The 17,928-nt window shown below is 45.7% G+C and carries 15 protein-coding genes and 2 tRNA genes; 8 read left to right on the forward strand and 9 right to left on the reverse strand.

The window, feature by feature from the left end:
- Nucleotides 1-5: 5 nt before the first annotated feature.
- The 7 genes from infB to tpiA form a co-directional block, all read right to left on the reverse strand.
- Nucleotides 6-2,732: a translation initiation factor IF-2 gene (gene infB, locus JFC06_RS07885; RefSeq protein ID WP_198334602.1), complete on the reverse strand. Its 2,727-nt coding sequence runs from the start codon at nucleotides 2,730-2,732 to the stop codon at nucleotides 6-8.
- 151 nt (nucleotides 2,733-2,883) lie between these two features.
- Nucleotides 2,884-4,368 carry a transcription termination factor NusA gene (nusA, locus tag JFC06_RS07890; protein ID WP_193005658.1) on the reverse strand — a complete coding sequence of 495 codons (1,485 nt, stop codon included), beginning with the start codon at nucleotides 4,366-4,368 and terminating at the stop codon, nucleotides 2,884-2,886.
- A 104-nt stretch (nucleotides 4,369-4,472) separates the two neighbouring features.
- Nucleotides 4,473-4,973, reverse strand: a complete 501-nt coding sequence (gene rimP / locus JFC06_RS07895) for a ribosome maturation factor RimP (RefSeq protein WP_198334603.1) — start codon at nucleotides 4,971-4,973, stop codon at nucleotides 4,473-4,475.
- 445 nt (nucleotides 4,974-5,418) lie between these two features.
- Nucleotides 5,419-5,495: transfer RNA gene (locus JFC06_RS07900), tRNA-Met, on the reverse strand.
- A gap of 123 nt (nucleotides 5,496-5,618) precedes the next feature.
- A tRNA-Leu gene (locus JFC06_RS07905) sits at nucleotides 5,619-5,703 on the reverse strand.
- A 142-nt stretch (nucleotides 5,704-5,845) separates the two neighbouring features.
- On the reverse strand, nucleotides 5,846-6,154 hold the full coding sequence (gene secG / locus JFC06_RS07910; protein ID WP_025652589.1) for a preprotein translocase subunit SecG: 309 nt from the start codon (nucleotides 6,152-6,154) through the stop codon (nucleotides 5,846-5,848).
- A gap of 180 nt (nucleotides 6,155-6,334) precedes the next feature.
- Nucleotides 6,335-7,147, reverse strand: a complete 813-nt coding sequence (gene tpiA, locus JFC06_RS07915; RefSeq protein WP_198334604.1) for a triose-phosphate isomerase — start codon at nucleotides 7,145-7,147, stop codon at nucleotides 6,335-6,337.
- 318 nt (nucleotides 7,148-7,465) lie between these two features.
- On the opposite strand from tpiA, the gene pilB reads away from it, so the two are divergent.
- From pilB to coaE, 4 genes are all read left to right on the forward strand, one after another.
- Nucleotides 7,466-9,175 carry a type IV-A pilus assembly ATPase PilB gene (gene pilB, locus JFC06_RS07920; protein WP_198334605.1) on the forward strand — a complete coding sequence of 570 codons (1,710 nt, stop codon included), beginning with the start codon at nucleotides 7,466-7,468 and terminating at the stop codon, nucleotides 9,173-9,175.
- Nucleotides 9,176-9,397: 222 nt separating this feature from the next.
- The gene (locus JFC06_RS07925; protein WP_198334606.1) at nucleotides 9,398-10,621 is read left to right on the forward strand and encodes a type II secretion system F family protein; all 1,224 of its coding nucleotides are present in this window, start codon (nucleotides 9,398-9,400) and stop codon (nucleotides 10,619-10,621) included.
- Nucleotides 10,622-10,628: 7 nt separating this feature from the next.
- Nucleotides 10,629-11,531 (forward strand): prepilin peptidase, encoded by a 903-nt coding sequence (locus JFC06_RS07930; protein ID WP_198334624.1) that lies wholly within the window; start codon nucleotides 10,629-10,631, stop codon nucleotides 11,529-11,531.
- A 128-nt stretch (nucleotides 11,532-11,659) separates the two neighbouring features.
- Nucleotides 11,660-12,346: a dephospho-CoA kinase gene (coaE, locus tag JFC06_RS07935; RefSeq protein ID WP_198334607.1), complete on the forward strand. Its 687-nt coding sequence runs from the start codon at nucleotides 11,660-11,662 to the stop codon at nucleotides 12,344-12,346.
- Here the strand turns inward: coaE and rlmB are convergent.
- Both rlmB and ppnP read right to left on the reverse strand, forming a co-directional pair.
- Complete coding sequence (gene rlmB / locus JFC06_RS07940) at nucleotides 12,309-13,079, reverse strand: 23S rRNA (guanosine(2251)-2'-O)-methyltransferase RlmB (protein WP_193005664.1); 771 nt, start codon at nucleotides 13,077-13,079, stop codon at nucleotides 12,309-12,311. The two genes, coaE and rlmB, sit on opposite strands and share 38 nt — an antisense overlap.
- Before the next feature lie 223 nt (nucleotides 13,080-13,302).
- A complete protein-coding gene (gene ppnP / locus JFC06_RS07945) occupies nucleotides 13,303-13,638 on the reverse strand; it encodes a pyrimidine/purine nucleoside phosphorylase (protein ID WP_193005665.1) in 336 nt (111 codons plus the stop codon).
- 701 nt (nucleotides 13,639-14,339) lie between these two features.
- Between ppnP and recN the strand changes: the two genes are divergently transcribed.
- From recN to JFC06_RS07965, 4 genes are all read left to right on the forward strand, one after another.
- Entirely contained in the window at nucleotides 14,340-16,019 is a 1,680-nt protein-coding gene (gene recN, locus JFC06_RS07950; protein WP_198334608.1) for a DNA repair protein RecN, read from the forward strand.
- A gap of 118 nt (nucleotides 16,020-16,137) precedes the next feature.
- Nucleotides 16,138-16,701 carry a YqgE/AlgH family protein gene (locus tag JFC06_RS07955; RefSeq protein ID WP_198334609.1) on the forward strand — a complete coding sequence of 188 codons (564 nt, stop codon included), beginning with the start codon at nucleotides 16,138-16,140 and terminating at the stop codon, nucleotides 16,699-16,701.
- Nucleotides 16,702-16,751: 50 nt separating this feature from the next.
- Entirely contained in the window at nucleotides 16,752-17,291 is a 540-nt protein-coding gene (ruvX, locus tag JFC06_RS07960; protein WP_193005699.1) for a Holliday junction resolvase RuvX, read from the forward strand.
- An 86-nt stretch (nucleotides 17,292-17,377) separates the two neighbouring features.
- A complete protein-coding gene (locus tag JFC06_RS07965) occupies nucleotides 17,378-17,857 on the forward strand; it encodes a hypothetical protein (RefSeq protein ID WP_198334610.1) in 480 nt (159 codons plus the stop codon).
- Nucleotides 17,858-17,928: the final 71 nt, after the last annotated feature.

Here is a 17,928-nt window from a genome sequence, read left to right on the forward strand (position 1 = left end):
TCGCTTTAGATCGTACGTGCGAACTCTTGGATTTCAAAGACTTCGATTTTATCACCGGCTTCAACATCATAGCCACGAACTGCTAGGCCACATTCCATACCCGTACGTACTTCATTAACGTCTTCTTTATAACGACGTAGTGATTGCAATTGACCTGTAAAGATAACTTGGTCTTCACGCAATACGCGGATAGGTTTGTTGCGATAGATAGTACCTTCGACCACCATACAACCCGCAGCAGCACCAAACTTACTAGAGCGGAATACTTCACGAACTTCGGCAACGCCAAGAATCTTCTCACGATGTTCCGGAGCCAGCATACCGCTCATGGCTGATTTCACATCATCAATCAAACCATAGATCACACTGTAATAACGGATATCCATGTTGGCAGCATCTGCTTTACGGCGTGCGGTCGCATCGGCACGAACGTTAAAGCCCAATAACACCGCTTCACTAGACTCTGCCAGAGTGACGTCAGACTCAGAAATCGGACCAACACCTGAACTGATCACTCTCACTTTAACTTCGTCAGTGGACAGCTCATTCAATGCCGCCAGTAACGCTTCAAGCGAACCACGGACATCTGTTTTCAATACGATATTTAAGAATGAGACATCGCCTTGGGCCATCTGATCGAACATGCTCTCTAAACGCATGGCATTTTGACGCTCAAGTTGACGCTCACGCTCACGGTTGGTTCTAAAGTCAGCCACTTCACGTGCTTTTTTCTCATCGGTCACAACTAAGAACTCGCTACCAGCCGCTGGAGTTTCAGGCAAGCCTAAAATCTCTACAGGGATAGAAGGACCTGCTGTTTTAACCCGTTGACCATTTTCATCCGTCAGCGCACGAACTTTACCGTAATGCTCACCAGCAAGAACCAAGTCGCCTTGCTTCAATGTACCCTTTTTAACGAGGACACTGACCACAGGACCACGGCCTTTTTCTAGTCTTGACTCGATGACCACACCTTGGGCGGCACCGTCTAATGGCGCTTCTAGTTCCATCAGTTCGGCTTGTAGACTAATGAACTCTAATAAGTCATCAATACCTTCACCCGTTTTGGCTGAGATACGCGCCATTGGTGTGTCACCGCCCCACTCTTCTGAGACGACTTCTTTTGCGGTCAATTCATTAAGAACACGGTCAGGATCAGCACCTGGCTTATCCATTTTGTTAATCGCAACGATAATGGGTGTACCAGCAGCACGTGCATGATCAATGGCTTCTACCGTTTGCGGCATCATACCGTCATCAGCAGCAACCACCAATACAACAATATCAGTCGCTTGTGCGCCACGTGAACGCATCGCACTAAAGGCGGCGTGACCTGGGGTATCAAGGAAAGTAATTACGCCGCGATCGGTTTTCACATGATAAGCACCGATATGCTGAGTAATACCACCTGCTTCGCCCGTCGCAACTTTCGTTTCACGAATTTTATCTAGTAATGAAGTTTTACCATGGTCAACGTGACCCATAATAGTCACGACTGGCGGACGTGTTTGCACGTTACTGCTGCGCTCATCAACCGCGTACTGCAGATCATCTTCAACCTTGGTATCACTGACCGGAACTGGATTATGTCCCATCTCTTCAACAAGCAAGCTTGCTGTCGCTTGATCGATCGTATCTGATTCACGTGCGATCTCGCCCATTTTCATAAGCAATTTGGTCACTTCACGCGCTTTAACCGCCATACGCTGAGCAAGATCCGCGACTGTAATGTGCTCGCTAATTTCAACATCATAAACGATTTTTTCGACAGGTTTTTCGAACTTATGCTGTGATGCTTGCGTTGAGCGCAAACCGTTTTTACGGTTTTTGATCTCACGCTCATCTTGATTCTTACGGCGACGACCACGAGTACCAGTACTGCTCGCACCGCGTTTGATTTCACGACGTTCTTTTTCAAAAGACTCTTCTAACGCATCACCGACCAGACCTTCTGCCAACGGCTCGTCTTTACGAACTTCAGCAACAGGCTCACGGTCAGTATATTGACCCGCCATTTTACGCATTTGCTCAAGCGTACGTTTTTGTGCTTCTTCAGCTTGGGTACGACGTGTTTCTGTTTCAATTTCACGTAGACGGGCTTCTTCTTTCTCACGCGCTTCGCGAGCTTTACGCTCTGCTGCCGTCTCAACTTTTGGTTTTGTCGCAGCGACTTTTTTCTTGGGTTGGTCTTTTGGCTTCACTTCAACCTTGGCTTTACCACCTTTTTTCACAACCACTGAAGTCGAGATATCGTCGTTCTTATCATCTGACTTTTTGCTAGAGCCTAAGCTTGCACGCATTGCTGCTAAGGTTGCTGCTTGACGTTCTTCAGCTTTTTTCTTAGTCGCCGCACGCTCTTCTGCGTCTTTAGCAGCACGTTCTTGCGACTCAATCATCGCTTGCTCACGCGCAGCCAATTCTTCAGCCATTTTTTCTGGATCAGGCTTTTCAAACACTTTCTTTTTACGCACTTCCACATTGACGCTCTTAGATTTACCTGAAGAGCCGGTCACGCGCGCGGTGCTAGTCGTCTTAGATTTAAGACTAATACGACGCTTTTCTTGCTGACCATGACTTTGCTTTAAATACGTCACCAACTTCTCTTGCTCAAGCTCGGTGACTAGGTCATCCTCTGCGCGAGCAGGCAGTCCAGCATCTACCAGTTGCTGTTTTACAGCACTTGGAGTTTTGCCTACCATATCTGCCAGTTCTTTGACGGTCTTATCTGCCATTTATTATCACCTACTGTCTATTATTTGCTATATGTTCAATTCAGTTGTTGGCCACAAATGATTGGGGTAAGGCTGGCATCTGTACTGCTTGCATACCAGCGCTTTATTCTCGATAGCATATCACTAAAAGACAGCGATATGCAGTTACCGCTTATTCATTGAACCAAGATTCCCGAGCTTTCATGATGAGTTTTCCTGCGGTTTCGGAGTCTAATCCTTCGATATCTTCTAGATCGAAGACGGCTTGTTCTGCCAAGTCATCAACGGTAATAATATCTTTTTGTGCCATTTTATAGGCCCAGCTTACCGTCATACCTTCAAGCTCTTGCAGCTCTTGACTTGGCTCTTTCATGTTCTGTTGTTTGACCAGCTCATCAGCGATGACCACTTCTTTAGCACGCTCTTGAATCATCTCGATCGCTTCGTCGTCTAGGCCTTCGATATCATAAAAGGTTTCAACGGGTACGTAAGCCACTTCCTCAATACTGGTAAAGCCAATATCAACAAGCGCTTGAGCTAAGTCTTTATCTACTTCTAAACGTTCATAGAATAATTCAATGAAGGCTTTAGATTCATTTTCTTGACGCTGTTGATACTCTTCTTCTAACATCATATTTAGCTTATAGCCCGTAAGCTCAGAAGCCAAACGTACATTCTGGCCTTGTGAGCCAATCGCCCGCGCCAACTGATCATTGGTGCTAAAGATGATATCAGCCGTTTGGGCATCTTCATCTAAAATAATGCTGCTGACGTCCGCTGGTTCTAAAGCGCTAATGATAAATTGGGCGGGATCATCCGACCAAACCACCACATCAATACGCTCACCATCAAGCTCTTGCTGTACCGCTTGGATACGCGTACCACGCATACCAATACAAGCGCCCACTGGATCAATACGATGATCATTGGTTTTCACTGCTATTTTAGCACGAGTACCCGGCAAGCGAGCGACATTACGAATCTCAATGATTTGCTCTGCAATCTCAGGCACCTCTTTTTGCATCAATGCTGATAGCATTTCAGGATGCGTACGAGACAGCAATAATTGGGCGCCGCGGTTTTCACGGTTCACATGATATAAGATGGCATTGATACGAGACTTGGCACGTAGTTGCTCACGCGGTAGCATTTGATCACGTGATAAATACCCTTCTGCATTGTCACCTAAATCGATGATATAACCATCGCGTGTCTGTTTTTTGACTTCGCCATACATCATCTCACCAACACGTGGCTCAAAAGCATCGGCTACTAGCGCACGCTCAGCTTCACGAATTTTTTGGATAATGACCTGTTTGGCTTGCGTCGCGGCAATACGTCCAAACTCAATGGATTCAATCTGCTCTTCTTTGACATCACCGATTGACCATTCATCTTGATCAAGGTCGGTAATGGCGAGCTGACAAGCAGGCATTTCGTGATCTTCATCAGCAACCACTGTCCAATAACGATAAGTATCATAATCGCCAGTTGCACGGTCGATGGCAACCCGTACGGCCACTTCTGGCTGTTCGGTATATACTTTTTTCTTAGTCGATACCACCAAAGCGTCTTCTATGGCTTCAAAGATATCTTCAGGATTTAAGCCCTTTTCATTACTGACAGTTTCTACTACCGTTAAGATTTCACGACTCATGCTATACCTGTCCTATCATTTTTTAATTGACTTAAATTTTATCATTTGTGTGTTGCTATTATATTTTCATTATCCGCTATTGGGAGCGTGTGCATCCTAATAGACTAAACCTCTGAATAAACCAGATTGGCTTTATCAATATTACTCAATGCAATCTCAAACTGCTCACCATCACTTGACGTCAGTTTCAAAGACGTGGCATCGATACTGTCTAAAGTGCCGGTTGCTTTACGGCGTTTTTGATCGCCTTCACCAATGGCTTGTATCAAACGTAAGCTTACGGTTTGACCAACATAAGCGTGCATTTGCTCATCTGAGAAAAAAGCACGATCAAATCCGGGTGAAGATACTTCTAAAATGTACTCTCCAGCGATAGGGTCATGAACTTCGAGGATACCACTTACTTGGTGGTTTACCGCAGCACAGTCTTCGATGGTAACTTGCTTATCTTGAGCTTGCTCTTTTGGCAGTGCCTCAATATAAATACGTAGCAAAGAGCGACGGCCTTGTGGCGCAAATTCTATGCCCCAGAGTGCCACATCACAAGCGGCTACCGCAGGGGCAATAATATTGGTCAGTTCTGCAACTTTGGTCGAAAGCTTCATAATCTATTTATATTTTCCTATTCAGTATCTATCGTACTTGGTAAACCGTCTCAAGTTTTTACTTGGCTGTTATTTACTCTTACCCTTAGTATTCACTTGCTCTTAGGAGTTACGGTTACTATTGTATGGTAAATCATAATAATGTGTTGTGCATTTATATAGGGATGAGCCTAAAAAACATCAAGCTCAGCCAGACAATGCTTTTATTATTCATAAAGCAGTACTATCGATAAAAGAGTAAGGAATAACAGATAGTGACGCTTAAGAAAAATCGCGTTAGTAGCGGCAAGTGACGGAGAGTATTGTACTCTATAGACCTAGAGCTTAGCACAAGTAGGATAGATACCGCGATAACACTGACCATCAGATACAAAAAAACCCACAAACATAATGGTGGGCTAATCGTTACTGACAAATTTAGTATACAAAACATCAGTATAAAAAGTGGTAGCGGGGGCTGGATTTGAACCAACGACCTTCGGGTTATGAGCCCGACGAGCTACCAGACTGCTCCACCCCGCATCAATCTAGAACGCATATTATAGGGAGGTTTTGTAGAAGTGTCAATACTTTTTTTAAATAAATTATAAAACAAGTATCTCTGCTAAAAAATCCAACCTGACGCTATGCTACGTCTATAAAACTTGGTGCGATTGGGGGGACTTGAACCCCCACAGCTTGCGCTACCACCCCCTCAAGATGGCGTGTCTACCAATTCCACCACAATCGCATTTTACTACTCTGTGATCTAGTCGCTAATCTACGGTAAATGACGCTTAAGGTAGGCATCTATAGATCAGGACTTGCGAAAACAGGAAAGCATTGTAAATCTAACCTAGCAAAATAGCAAGCACTGCCTGCTTAAAAGACCGTTACTGAGGATTCTGTGTCAATGGACGCGGGGTTTGGGGGGCCGAAACGGGTGCATCTAAACGGAACTGATCTTCGGCTTGCTTACGAGCGTGAACCGCGAGCGTCATACTGGTGATAAAAAATATAACGGTGAGCACCGCGGTCGCACGCGTCAAGAAGTTGGCAGTCCCTGCGGCACCAAATACGGTGCCTGATGAGCCAGCACCAAAAGAAGCTCCAGCGTCTGCCCCTTTACCATGCTGTATTAAAATCAAGCCGATCATGGCAATCGCCACAATAATATGCAGGGCTAATATAAACGTAAACATGGTGGCCTCTTTTGCCGCGTAATGACGACTGATAACGGAAAATAAATCTTAAGGTTAATAAGGATAGTCATCAGCGTGTCATCACGCTGAATCGACTATATAAATAAGGCGCATTGTACATGATTACAAGGGCACTGTTAAACCTACTTTTGCCAACTGATAAAGACACTGATAGTCACACTAAGCGTTCACACGATTAAAGGCATTAGCGATCGCCAAAAAACTCTCCGCCTTCAATGAAGCCCCACCAACCAATGCCCCATCAATCATCGCATCTGCCGCAAAGCTCTCTGCATTATCGGCATTGACACTACCGCCATATAATACGGTAATCGCCTCTGCTGTATCAGCAAGGCCTGCCACCTTTTGCTTAATATGCTGATGGGTTTTGCTGACCTCTGCCACGGTAGGCACTTTGCCAGTACCGATTGCCCATACCGGCTCATAAGCGATGATAAAGCGCTCAGACAATGATGAAATAAGTTCTGGCTGCTGAATCAGTAAATCCTTAATGACCGCTAACTGAGCATCGATAACTTCAAGGGTTTGCTGATCATCGTACTGCGTTTGCGTCTCGCCAATACAAAGTACCACACCCAAATTTTGGGCAAGGGCATGAGATAGCTTCTGCACTAGGCTATCATGAGACTCTTTGTGATACTGGCGGCGTTCAGAGTGACCAACTATCGTCCAAGTCGCACCGGCATCTGCCACTTGCTGCGCTGAACAATCCCCTGTATACGCGCCAGTACTCGCACTATGGCTACTGATATCTTGCGCCGCACACAGTACTGAACTATTCTTTAGACGCGTACTGACAGCCGCCAAATGGATATAGCTTGGTGCCACCATTAACTGGCAGCGACTGTTGGGACGTTCTGTATCCGCTTGCTCTTCAGCATTGATCGCAGTCAATAGGTCATCCAACAACACGTTGACGTCGTGGCTCGTTGCTGGATTCTGTTTCCAATTGCCAATTACCCAAGCTTGCATACTCATCTACCTTGTTTCATGTATTCATGCCAATTCGGCTAATATGCGCGCCAGTATAACAAATAATTTACAAGTGCTATAGTATGGTGCTCCAGAAACAAAACAGACGCTAACAGCTAGAGTCGACTGATATTTGACTCAGCGGTGATTCTTTGCGGATGAGCCGTTTAATAGTCTAACTAAAAGCCTTTAAACTAAAGTAAAATAAAGTTCTATCTTACGACGTGAATGAGCAGTCTATTAGATAGAAGCTCAATATAGATAGTATGTAAATTTCAAGCAACAGTGCAAGGTACTTGGTATCAAGGAGAGGTCGTAATGTCTATCACAACTGGTAAATATGGTGGTTTAGCGCAGCAGCTCATCAGCGAAGGTGTCGTTAGCGAAGCCGACATGAAAACGGCACAAACTGAGTCTGCGCAGCAGCAAATAGGGCTAGTGCCGTACCTAGTAGACCATAAACTGGCTGATGCTTCTCAACTTGCTCAAATGCTATCACAAGCCTTTGGCGACCCTTTATTCGACCTGGACGCCTTAAACCTCGATGTCATCCCAAAAGACTTAGTGGATGAAAAAATTGTTCGTAAGTTTAATGCCCTGCCACTGTTTAAGCGCGGCCAGCGTTTATTTGTCGCGTTAAGTGATCCGACCCGTATCGATGCCATCGATGCCATTGCTTTTAATTCTCGCCTGTCTATAGAAACCATTGTCGTCGAAGAAGACAAGCTAAAAAGGCGTATTGAAAGTATTTACGCTGATACCATGCAAAACTTTGACAGCTTCTCTGATAGCGATTTAAACGTTGGGTTTGAAGAGGGTGAAGAAGACGAAGGTGAAACCAAACTCACCGATAGTGTCGATGAAGCACCAGTGGTAAAGTTCGTCAATAAAATGCTGGTAGATGCCATTCGTATGGGGGCATCAGACTTACATTTTGAGCCGTATGAAAAAACCTATCGCGTGCGCTTTCGTGTCGATGGCGTGATGCAAAAAATGGCCAACCCGCCCGTACAGTTGGCGGGGAAAATCGCCGCACGTCTAAAGGTGATGTCACAAATGGACATCTCGGAGCGCCGCGTGCCGCAAGATGGACGTATCAAACTAAAACTGTCTAAAAATAAAGCCATTGATTTTCGTGTCAACTCTTTGCCGACCTTGTTTGGTGAAAAAATTGTTCTGCGTATTTTGGATCCCTCATCAGCCATGCTCGGTATTGAAGCATTGGGGTATGAGCCTGACCAAAAAGAGATGTTTTTAGAAGCACTGCATAAACCGCAAGGCATGCTCCTCATCACGGGCCCTACCGGCTCGGGTAAGACCGTCTCTCTTTATACAGGTATCAATATTTTAAATACGGGGGCAACCAATATCTCAACCGCCGAAGACCCAGTCGAGATTAACCTAGAAGGCATCAATCAGGTCAACGTCAATCCCAAAGTGGGGTTGACCTTTGCCAATGCGCTCAAGTCCTTTTTGCGTCAAGATCCTGATATTGTGATGGTTGGTGAGATTCGTGACCTTGAAACGGCGGAGATTGCGATTAAAGCTGCACAAACAGGCCATATGGTACTTTCTACCTTGCACACTAACTCGGCACCTGAGACCTTGACGCGTCTGCGTAATATGGGTGTGGCTTCCTTTAATATTGCGACGTCAGTCAATTTGGTCATCGCTCAGCGCTTAGCACGCCGCTTGTGTAAAAACTGCAAAAAACCTATCAATGTGCCTCGGCAAAGCCTGCTTGAGCTCGGTTTTCAGGATGCTGACTTGGACAATACAGACAATGTGATTTATGAGCCCGTCGGCTGTAACGAGTGCCGCGAAGGTTATAAAGGGCGTGTGGGTATTTATGAAGTGATGAAAGTCAGTCCAGATATTTCGCGAATTATCATGGAAGACGGTAACGCCATAGACATCAAAGACGCGGCACTCAAAAACGGCTTTCGGGACCTGCGCCGCTCTGGCATTTTAAAGGTACTCCAAGGTGTCACCAGTATTCAAGAGATGATGCGGGTCACCTCTGAATAGTTGTCATCTTAAAGTAAAAACAATCTCACCGTTTGTGAGGTTTTAGTGGTATCAGCGCTGACTTTTATTCACCAGCCGTCACCTTGACCAGATGTACTTAAAAATAAAACAGATGGACACTGGTTTTTTACGCTAAAATAAAGTAGATGCACTAAACATTATTGGCTAACTGTCCGTTCATACTGGGTAATGACCAATGAGACAGTTTTTGAGGGTAGTAACATGGCAAAAGCTAAGACCGATATGCTGTTAGACTTTGTCTATGAGGGGGTAAACCGGCGCGGGCAAAAAGTAAAAGGGGAAACCACCAGTCGTAGTTTAGAGTTGGCCAAAGCAACCTTGCGTAAACAAGGTATTACCGTCAAAGGCATTAAGAAAAAGCCAAAGCCCCTCTATACCTTCAAAAAATCCATCAAACCTATCGATATTGCTATTTTTGCTCGGCAATTGGCCACGATGATGAAAGCGGGCGTACCACTGACCCAGTCTTTTGAAATTGTCGCCGACTCCCTTGACAACCCAAGTATGAAAGACTTGGTGCTGCAAATCAAAGCCGATATTGAAGCAGGGGGAACTTTTGCGTCTGCGCTACGTAAACACCCTCGTTATTTTGATGACCTCTTTTGTTCACTCGTGGATTCTGGTGAGCAATCAGGTGCGTTAGAGACTATGCTCGAACGGGTTGCTACCTATAAAGAAAAAAGCGAGTTACTCAAAGCGAAAATTAAAAAAGCCATGAAATACCCTATTGCGGTTGTTGTGGTGGCCATCATTGTTACCATCATTTTGCTTATAAAAGTAGTGCCAGTGTTTTCAGACCTATTTGCGTCCTTTGGGGCAGAGCTGCCAGCGTTCACGCAAATGGTGGTGGGTATGTCTGAGTGGATGCAAGCGTGGTGGTTTATTTTGATCGTCGTCATTGGTGGCGCCATTATCGGCTTTGCAGAAGCCAAAAAACGCTCTAAAAAATTCCGTGATTTTTTGGATCGCGCGGTATTAAAAGCACCGATATTTGGCAATATTGCTTATCAAGCCGTCATTGCCCGTTTCGCTCGTACGCTGTCTACGACTTTTGCGGCAGGTGTACCACTTATTGACGCCTTAGACTCGACTGCGGGGGCGGCAAATAATGTAGTATTTTATAACGCCATTCAGCAAATTAAAAATGATGTCGCGACCGGTCAGCAACTCCAGTTCGCCATACGCTCAACCAATTTATTCCCAAGCTTGGCCATTCAAATGGTCGGGATTGGTGAAGAGTCTGGTAGCTTAGAAGAAATGCTAGACAAAGTGGCGGTATATTATGAAAACGAAGTCGACAATGCGGTGGATGGCTTAACCAGCTTAATGGAACCACTGATTATGGCGGTATTAGGGGTATTGGTCGGTGGCTTAGTAATTGCTATGTACTTGCCAATATTCCAAATGGGTTCAGTGGTAGGATAACGATTTGATGCAATTTATACAGTTACTCCAAGACAATACGGCGCTAGCTTTGGTCGTGTTTGGTCTACTAGGTCTTTGTGTTGGCAGTTTTTTGAACGTGGTGATTCACCGTATCCCCCTGATGATGGTCTATAGCTGGCGGCAAGAGTGCAGCCAGTTTATGACTGAACAAGCAGACATGCCGCGCAAACATACCCTGCCCCTTGCTAGTATTGTCACAAACGATCAACCTATTACTTTGAGCCGGCCAGCCTCGCGCTGCCCGCATTGCGCGCATAAAATCAGATGGTATGAGAATATCCCCTTAGTAAGTTGGTTGCTACTACGCGGGCGTTGTTCAGATTGCAAAGCGGCTATCGGTCTGCGCTATCCTTTGGTTGAGCTCGCCACGGCACTGCTATCAGTGCTGGTTATTTATCAATTTGGCGTTAATGCTACTGGCTTGTCAGCATTAGTCTTAGTATGGACGCTCATTGCTTTAACAGGTATTGATTTTGATACGCAGCTACTACCCGATCGCCTCACCTTTCCTCTAGCGGGTTTGGGCTTGGCAGTCAATTCACAAGGTTGGTTTGTCGCGCCCACTCAGTCGATTTGGGGATTATTGCTTGGGTTTTTATCGTTGTGGATAGTGGTTAAGGTGTTTTACCTAATTACTAAAAAACACGGTATGGGACAAGGGGATTTTAAGTTATTGGCCGTGCTGGGAGCGTGGCTTGGGCCACTGATGCTGCCGTTGATTATTTTACTGTCATCCTTGCTAGGGTCTATCGTTGGGCTTATTTTAATGAAAAAACAGGGTGAGAGTCGACCTTTCGCTTTTGGTCCTTATATCGCGATTGCTGGTATCATTGCGTTATTATATGGCTCAGATATCGTCAGCTGGTATCTTGGTATGTATACTTACTAAAACGCTTTGTTTAAGTGCCTGTTGAACACAAGTCAGAGCGCTCCCCTATAAGTCAACGAATAGTCAGTACAATATTCGCTCACTTTAACACTGTTATCACTATACTATCCGTCAGATAAGTCACCATTATGTCAAAAAACAATGCTTCACCTTATTCTCATGAGCCACAAACACCCCAAAAGCAAAACAAGACATTAGTAGTCGGATTGACAGGGGGTATCGGTAGCGGCAAATCCGCTGCCAGTGCTTGGTTCGCTGAACAAGGCATCGATATTATTGATGCTGATGTCATTGCCCATGAAATCGTTGCAAAAGGCAGTCCGACCTTACGCAAAATCCAAAGAAAATTTGGCGACTGGGTATTAAATGGTGATGGATCGATGAACCGCGCGGCGGTAAGAACGCACGTTTTTACCCATCCTGAAGCACTGATTGAATTAGAAGCAATCACGCATCCAGCGATACGCGAGACGGCAAAAGCTCAGTTGGCAGCGAGCACATCACCTTATGTGGTGTTGTCAGCACCCCTGCTCATTGAAGCTGCGGAGGCAGGGCTTGCTAACTTATGCCAACGTATTTTAGTGATGGACGCCACCGAGGACACGCAGCTGGCGCGTGCCAGTCAGCGTGATGAGCAAAGCGTACAGAAAATTAAAGCCATTATGGTGAATCAGCTGAGCCGTGAAGAGCGCAACCGTCATGCGGATAACGTCATACTCAATGAGAGTGACCTTGACGCTCTTTACTTACAACTAGAACCGTTACATCAAGAGTATCTTATACTTGCCCAGCAGCTAAAGTACGCTGTCGATTGACCTCGTATAACGCCATACCCGTGGCAACACTCACATTGAGACTTTGTAGGTTGCCATGCTCATTCCCTGACATGGGGATATAAACCAGCTCATCACAGCTCTCGGTGGTCAGGCGGCGCATGCCCTCTCCTTCTGAGCCCATAATGATTGCCGTCTTGCCTGTCAAATCGGCGGCATGTATCGGTTTGGCATCAGCACTCAGTGCGGTACCGAAGACAAACACGCCTGCCTGTTTGATTTGTGCGAGCGTACGGGCCAAATTGGTGACGCTGACAATCGGCATCATTTCTGCCGCGCCAACAGACACTTTGGCCACGGTTGGCGTCAGGCTTGCTGCATGATGTTTTGGACAAACAACTGCATCCACACCCATCGCCACAGCGGTACGCAAACAAGCCCCAAAATTATGCGCATCGGTGATTTGATCGAGTACCAACAATAAGCACTGCTCACGTCCAGCAATCGTGTCAAGCAAGCCTTCATCAGCGAAGCCCAACGGACGAGCATGCAGTACGACGCCTTGATGTTGCGGGCTACCACACAACTGAGTGAGCTTATCTTTTTGCGCCGACTGAATACTGATACCATTGGCATCAGCTTGTGCCATGATGCTCTTTACGTGGCTATCGCTCTCGCGCCCTTGCTGTACAAATAAGCTCAGCCCATCAAGAGGACGATGGTCAAGTAAGGCATCAATCGCGTGAATACCATAAAAATAAATGGGTTTTGCCATAATAGGCCTACTGAATATAAGTGGATATCGCGCAATGCGATAAAGTAAAAAGAGGGTTAGCGGTAATTGTACCAACTAATCGATGACTGGTTAGCAAAAATGTCAGCCAATAAAAAAAGAAATAAACAACACCAATTCGATATTGTTTATTTCTTGAGGACGTTATGGCTAGTATGGGACATCAATGACGTAAGCGTTTAACGCCCTATTACTGTCAGTTCTATCAGCCTTCTAAATGGCAAATATACTGAACAATTTCTTCGGTGCGTAGATTAAATCCACTATTCCCTTCGACCACGAATGACTGGCCAGCACGATAATAGCTGAACTCTTCATCACCATTTATTTTCACCTCACACTCACCGCTGATGATCTCAATACGTTCAGAGGTGTTGGTACTAAAGTGATAATGGTCAACCAAGTTGTCACAAGGCAAAATAACGCCCAACGTTTTATGGCGACCGTCCTCAAACATGATGGTATGGCTTGAACAACGACCATCATAAGATATTGTCGCCTGGGCATTGACGGTAACATTCGTAAATTGCGCCGCTGTCATAGTGGCTTCCTTATCAAATAATTATGGCAAAACTAAAAAATAAGTAACTGACTTCAGTCAGCTAGCGTGTGCATTTTAAAGAAGCGCGCGGGCTTAGATGCCGCTTGCTTTTATGTGAAACACCTATGCTTTCATCATAGAGGCAGGTTCTATGAAAACATACTGATACAAGGACTCAGTTGCATACCCTTCCAACGATACCTTTCTAATTTTACGAGATTATGACTCGTTGTCATATAGAGGGATGCATAAATCCAGTGGTAAGAGTTTATCATTATGTGAGATTATGCTACCACATTATATCTATAAAGTTTGTTAAAGCGACCAGTAAATTCTACTTGTAGTTCAACTTGTGATGTTTGACTCACAGACTTTGTAAGGAGCTGTTTTACTCATGTGCGGGCCCTATGTGAGACGGTACTATCGCTGACTGGCTAAATTTGTACATCGTATAGATCACATCATGCTGACTAAGAATGGCCCCTCTTTGAGGGTTTTATGGTAGTCTTATCACGTCATTTTATCTTATTCATTGCCTTTAGTATTTGTATTTAAAAGTATTTAACACCATAATATTTGCCAATCCCATGTATCTACTTACTCCCGATTAATTGACTCATTTTATTCTTTTATTCATCCTATTTTAGATATGACATGCCAGCCTTCTACGTGAGGCTCATTGTCTGTCATGAGAGGCGTTGATGCTCGTATCATTAACTTTACATCAATTTGCGTTAATCGCTCAGCATGAGCTGAATATTGCTGGAGGCTTTAATGTCATCACCGGTGAGACGGGGGCTGGCAAGTCGTTATTACTGGATGCGCTTTCCTTATGTGCAGGCGAACGCGCAGATAGCGCGATGGTCAGGCATGGCGCCACGCACGCAGATATTTATGCGCAGTTTGATGTAGAAAACAATCCAGTTGTTGCTGATTGGTTTGCAAAAAGTGACAGACCACTAGAAGAGCCTGAAGTGTTGATTCGCCGGCAATTGAGTAACACTGGCCGCTCAAAAGCGTGGTTAAATGGTACGCCAGTGAGCCTCGCTGAATTAAAAAGCTTGGGATCATTACTGGTCAATATTCATAGCCAACATGCCCAGCAAGCCTTACTCAAGCCGCAGTTTGTGGTGCAATGGCTGGATGAAATGGCGCAGATATCTCCTCTTGCTGCGCAAACCGCAAGCAGCTATCAGCAGTATCAAAAGCTTAAACGTCAGGCTGATGATATCGCCAGCCGTGAATCGCAACGCCAAGATCGCATCCAACTGCTACAAAGCCAACTTGCTGATATTGCACCGTTACTGGCCGTTGACTATGCAGATGTCGAAGCGGAGCACGAAGAGCTGTCTAACATTGAAGCACTGATGACGGAGGCCAGTCATGGTTTGCATCTACTAGATAATGACACCGACGAACCAGATGTCATGACCCTGCTAGGTCAAGCGATCAAGCTCTGTGATCATCAAATAAGCGTCAGCCAAACCTTTGAGCAAGCGTCTGAGCAACTGCATTTAGCACAGCAGCAAATTACGGAGGTGACGGCGCTACTCTCAGACTATGCAGAGCAGCAACTGCCTGACCCTGAGCGCTTACAAACACTAGACAGTTTAATCAGCCTAGGGCACCGATTATCGCGCAAGCATAATTTGCCAGCGGGCGCATTGATTAATGAAGCACAGAGCTGGCAAGCGCAGTTAGAACAATTAGAAAACGAGCCAAGCAGTGACGCGATGGCGTCGCAAATCGAACAAGCTTGGCAAGACTATTTGGCGTTGGCCACACAATTGAACAAGGCACGCTCGAAGGCCGCGCCAGTCGTCAGCAAACAACTGATCAAACAGCTGCAGCCCCTCGCCCTGCCCAACGCGCGCTGTGAATTCGTCTTTACCAAAAAAGCCGATCCGAGCCAGTATAATGCGCAAGGCTGCTTTGATATTGACTTATTGTTTAGCGCCAATGTGGGTATGCCGATGCAGCCACTACATAAAATTGCCTCCGGGGGTGAGTTGTCACGCATGGCGCTAGTGATGCAAGTCATGCAAGCGACCAATGCCGACAACAATGCCGCCAAGCCCATGCTGGTATTTGATGAGGTGGATGTCGGTATCAGCGGCGGTACAGCACAAGTGGTCGGTGAGCTGTTACGGGCGCTTGGTCAAACGCAGCAACTGCTCGCCATTACCCACCAAGCACAAGTGGCCGCGCAAGCGCATCAGCACATCTTGGTGCAAAAACATCATCAAGAGCAGACAGAAAGTGAGCTGTTAATATTGACTGATTCTGCGCAAGTCGATGAACTGGCACGCATGTCAGGCGGCGTCACCATTACTGACGTTACTCGTGATCATGCCCGTAGTTTATTGACCGATGTTAAATAAAAGTCAGTTGCCTCAACTTGTGATCTTGCCACTGATAAATATTTGCTTTGGTTGATTTTCTACTCATTATCGCCATATAGTGGTCTCTCACCTTTATTATTAGGTTGCGTTTGTCTCTATGTCTAAAGCTAATTTGACCCATCACTTCTTAATCGCGGCGCCAGAGCTATCAGACCCAAGGTTTGAGCAGGCCTTAATCTACATTTGTCGTCATGATAAGCATGGGGCACTAGGTCTTATGGTCAATCGTCCGCTAGAGCAATCTCGCGTGGGCAAACTCTTAGAAGACTTAAATATTGAGGTGACTGACTCGCAAGTGATGGAGGATCTGGCATTAGAAGGGGGGCCTATGTACCCTGAGGTTGGCTTTGTCTTGCACACAGGTCAGCCAGAATGGGCCTCTTCTTTTGCTATTTCAGAAAACGTCTGTATTACGACAAGCCAAGATATTCTTAAACGGATCGCGGCAGGTCAAGGTGTGGGTCATTATCAGCTGTGCTTGGGTCATGCCAGTTGGGGCAAAAAACAGCTTGAACAAGAACTAGATAGCGGCGACTGGCTGGTGTGCCCAGCCGATTTGAATTTATTGTTTGACACACCGTTTGAAGAACGTTGGCAGATTGCCGCTGACAAGATTGGCGTGAATTTTGACTATCTTAGCAGCGATATCGGACACGCTTAATATCGTATTCTCTATGAATACAGACATAAAAATAGGTAACATCCTTTATGATGGTAGATCGTACTCCTATAACAGATAGCGAAGATAGCTCAGAGATGGGGGCTAGTAGCATCGCTGCACCAGCCGTCAAACCGCATCTGGTCTTGGCCTTAGATTATGGCGTCAAAAAGATGGGCATGGCGCTGGGTAACACCATTACTGAGACCGCACGTGCCTTTGATATCCTAGCGATGAACAATGGTCAACCAGACTGGGACAACTTACTGGGCATTATTAAAGTGTGGGGCGTGGCAAAAGTGGTGGTGGGGTTACCACTGAACATGGATGGTAGCAGCTCCATGCTCTCAAAACGGGCCCACAAGTTCGCCCGCCGCTTAGCTCATAGAATCATGGAGCAGCATTTGCCGGTAACGGTATCTCTGTGTGATGAGCGCTTAACCTCAGTCGCTGCTAGGGAAATAGCGTGGGAAAACGGCTGGATTAAGCATGAGCGCGCGCCGATTGATGACATCTCTGCGTGCATCTTGATGTCGACCTATTTTGCTGACCCTAATACCAGTCTTGCCATTGATGCCATCAAAGCAGATTAATTGAGTGACCAGTTTTTCTAACGTTCCACACAACACGGCTATTTTCTGATAGGTCGTAACTCTAAACGGATACATGACTGATTACTATGACCACTGTCTCAGACCAATCCTTGCAAAATAAGTCGCAACACGGCTTTGCCCCGCTTGCCATCGCTCGTATTAAAGGCGCCCAGCGTGCAAACCAGATAGCGATTTATCTCATTTATGCCGCTCTCTTCGCTTTTGTGGTCTTTGGTACCATTGCCAGTGTTAAAGCGTTCCATGGCAATCAGCTGCTTTATCAATTGTTTTATAATTTGCCCTATGCGTTGGTTGCGCTCACGATTCCTATTACTGTTTATGATGCCTTAGTCATTTATCGTTATCGTCTGAATCAACCGTCGATGATTGCGCTGAGCATTGGCGTGTCGACCATTATCTTGATCGGCGGGTTATTATTTGCCGACACGGTGTGGCTCGGTCTAGCATCTTGGCTGGGTGTGGCGTTTTTATTCAAAGTGACTTTTAAGCGCTTCTTTAACTATTTAGAAGTACAAGAGGACTCTGACATTGTCGAAGAGACATAAAGTACGCGCCTAAAAGCACGTCTGTGCATTACTCTTGTATTTTAAACTTAACTTTATTGATTCAAAATTAC

Source organism: Psychrobacter namhaensis, assembly GCF_016107545.1.
Lineage (GTDB): Bacteria > Pseudomonadota > Gammaproteobacteria > Pseudomonadales > Moraxellaceae > Psychrobacter > Psychrobacter namhaensis.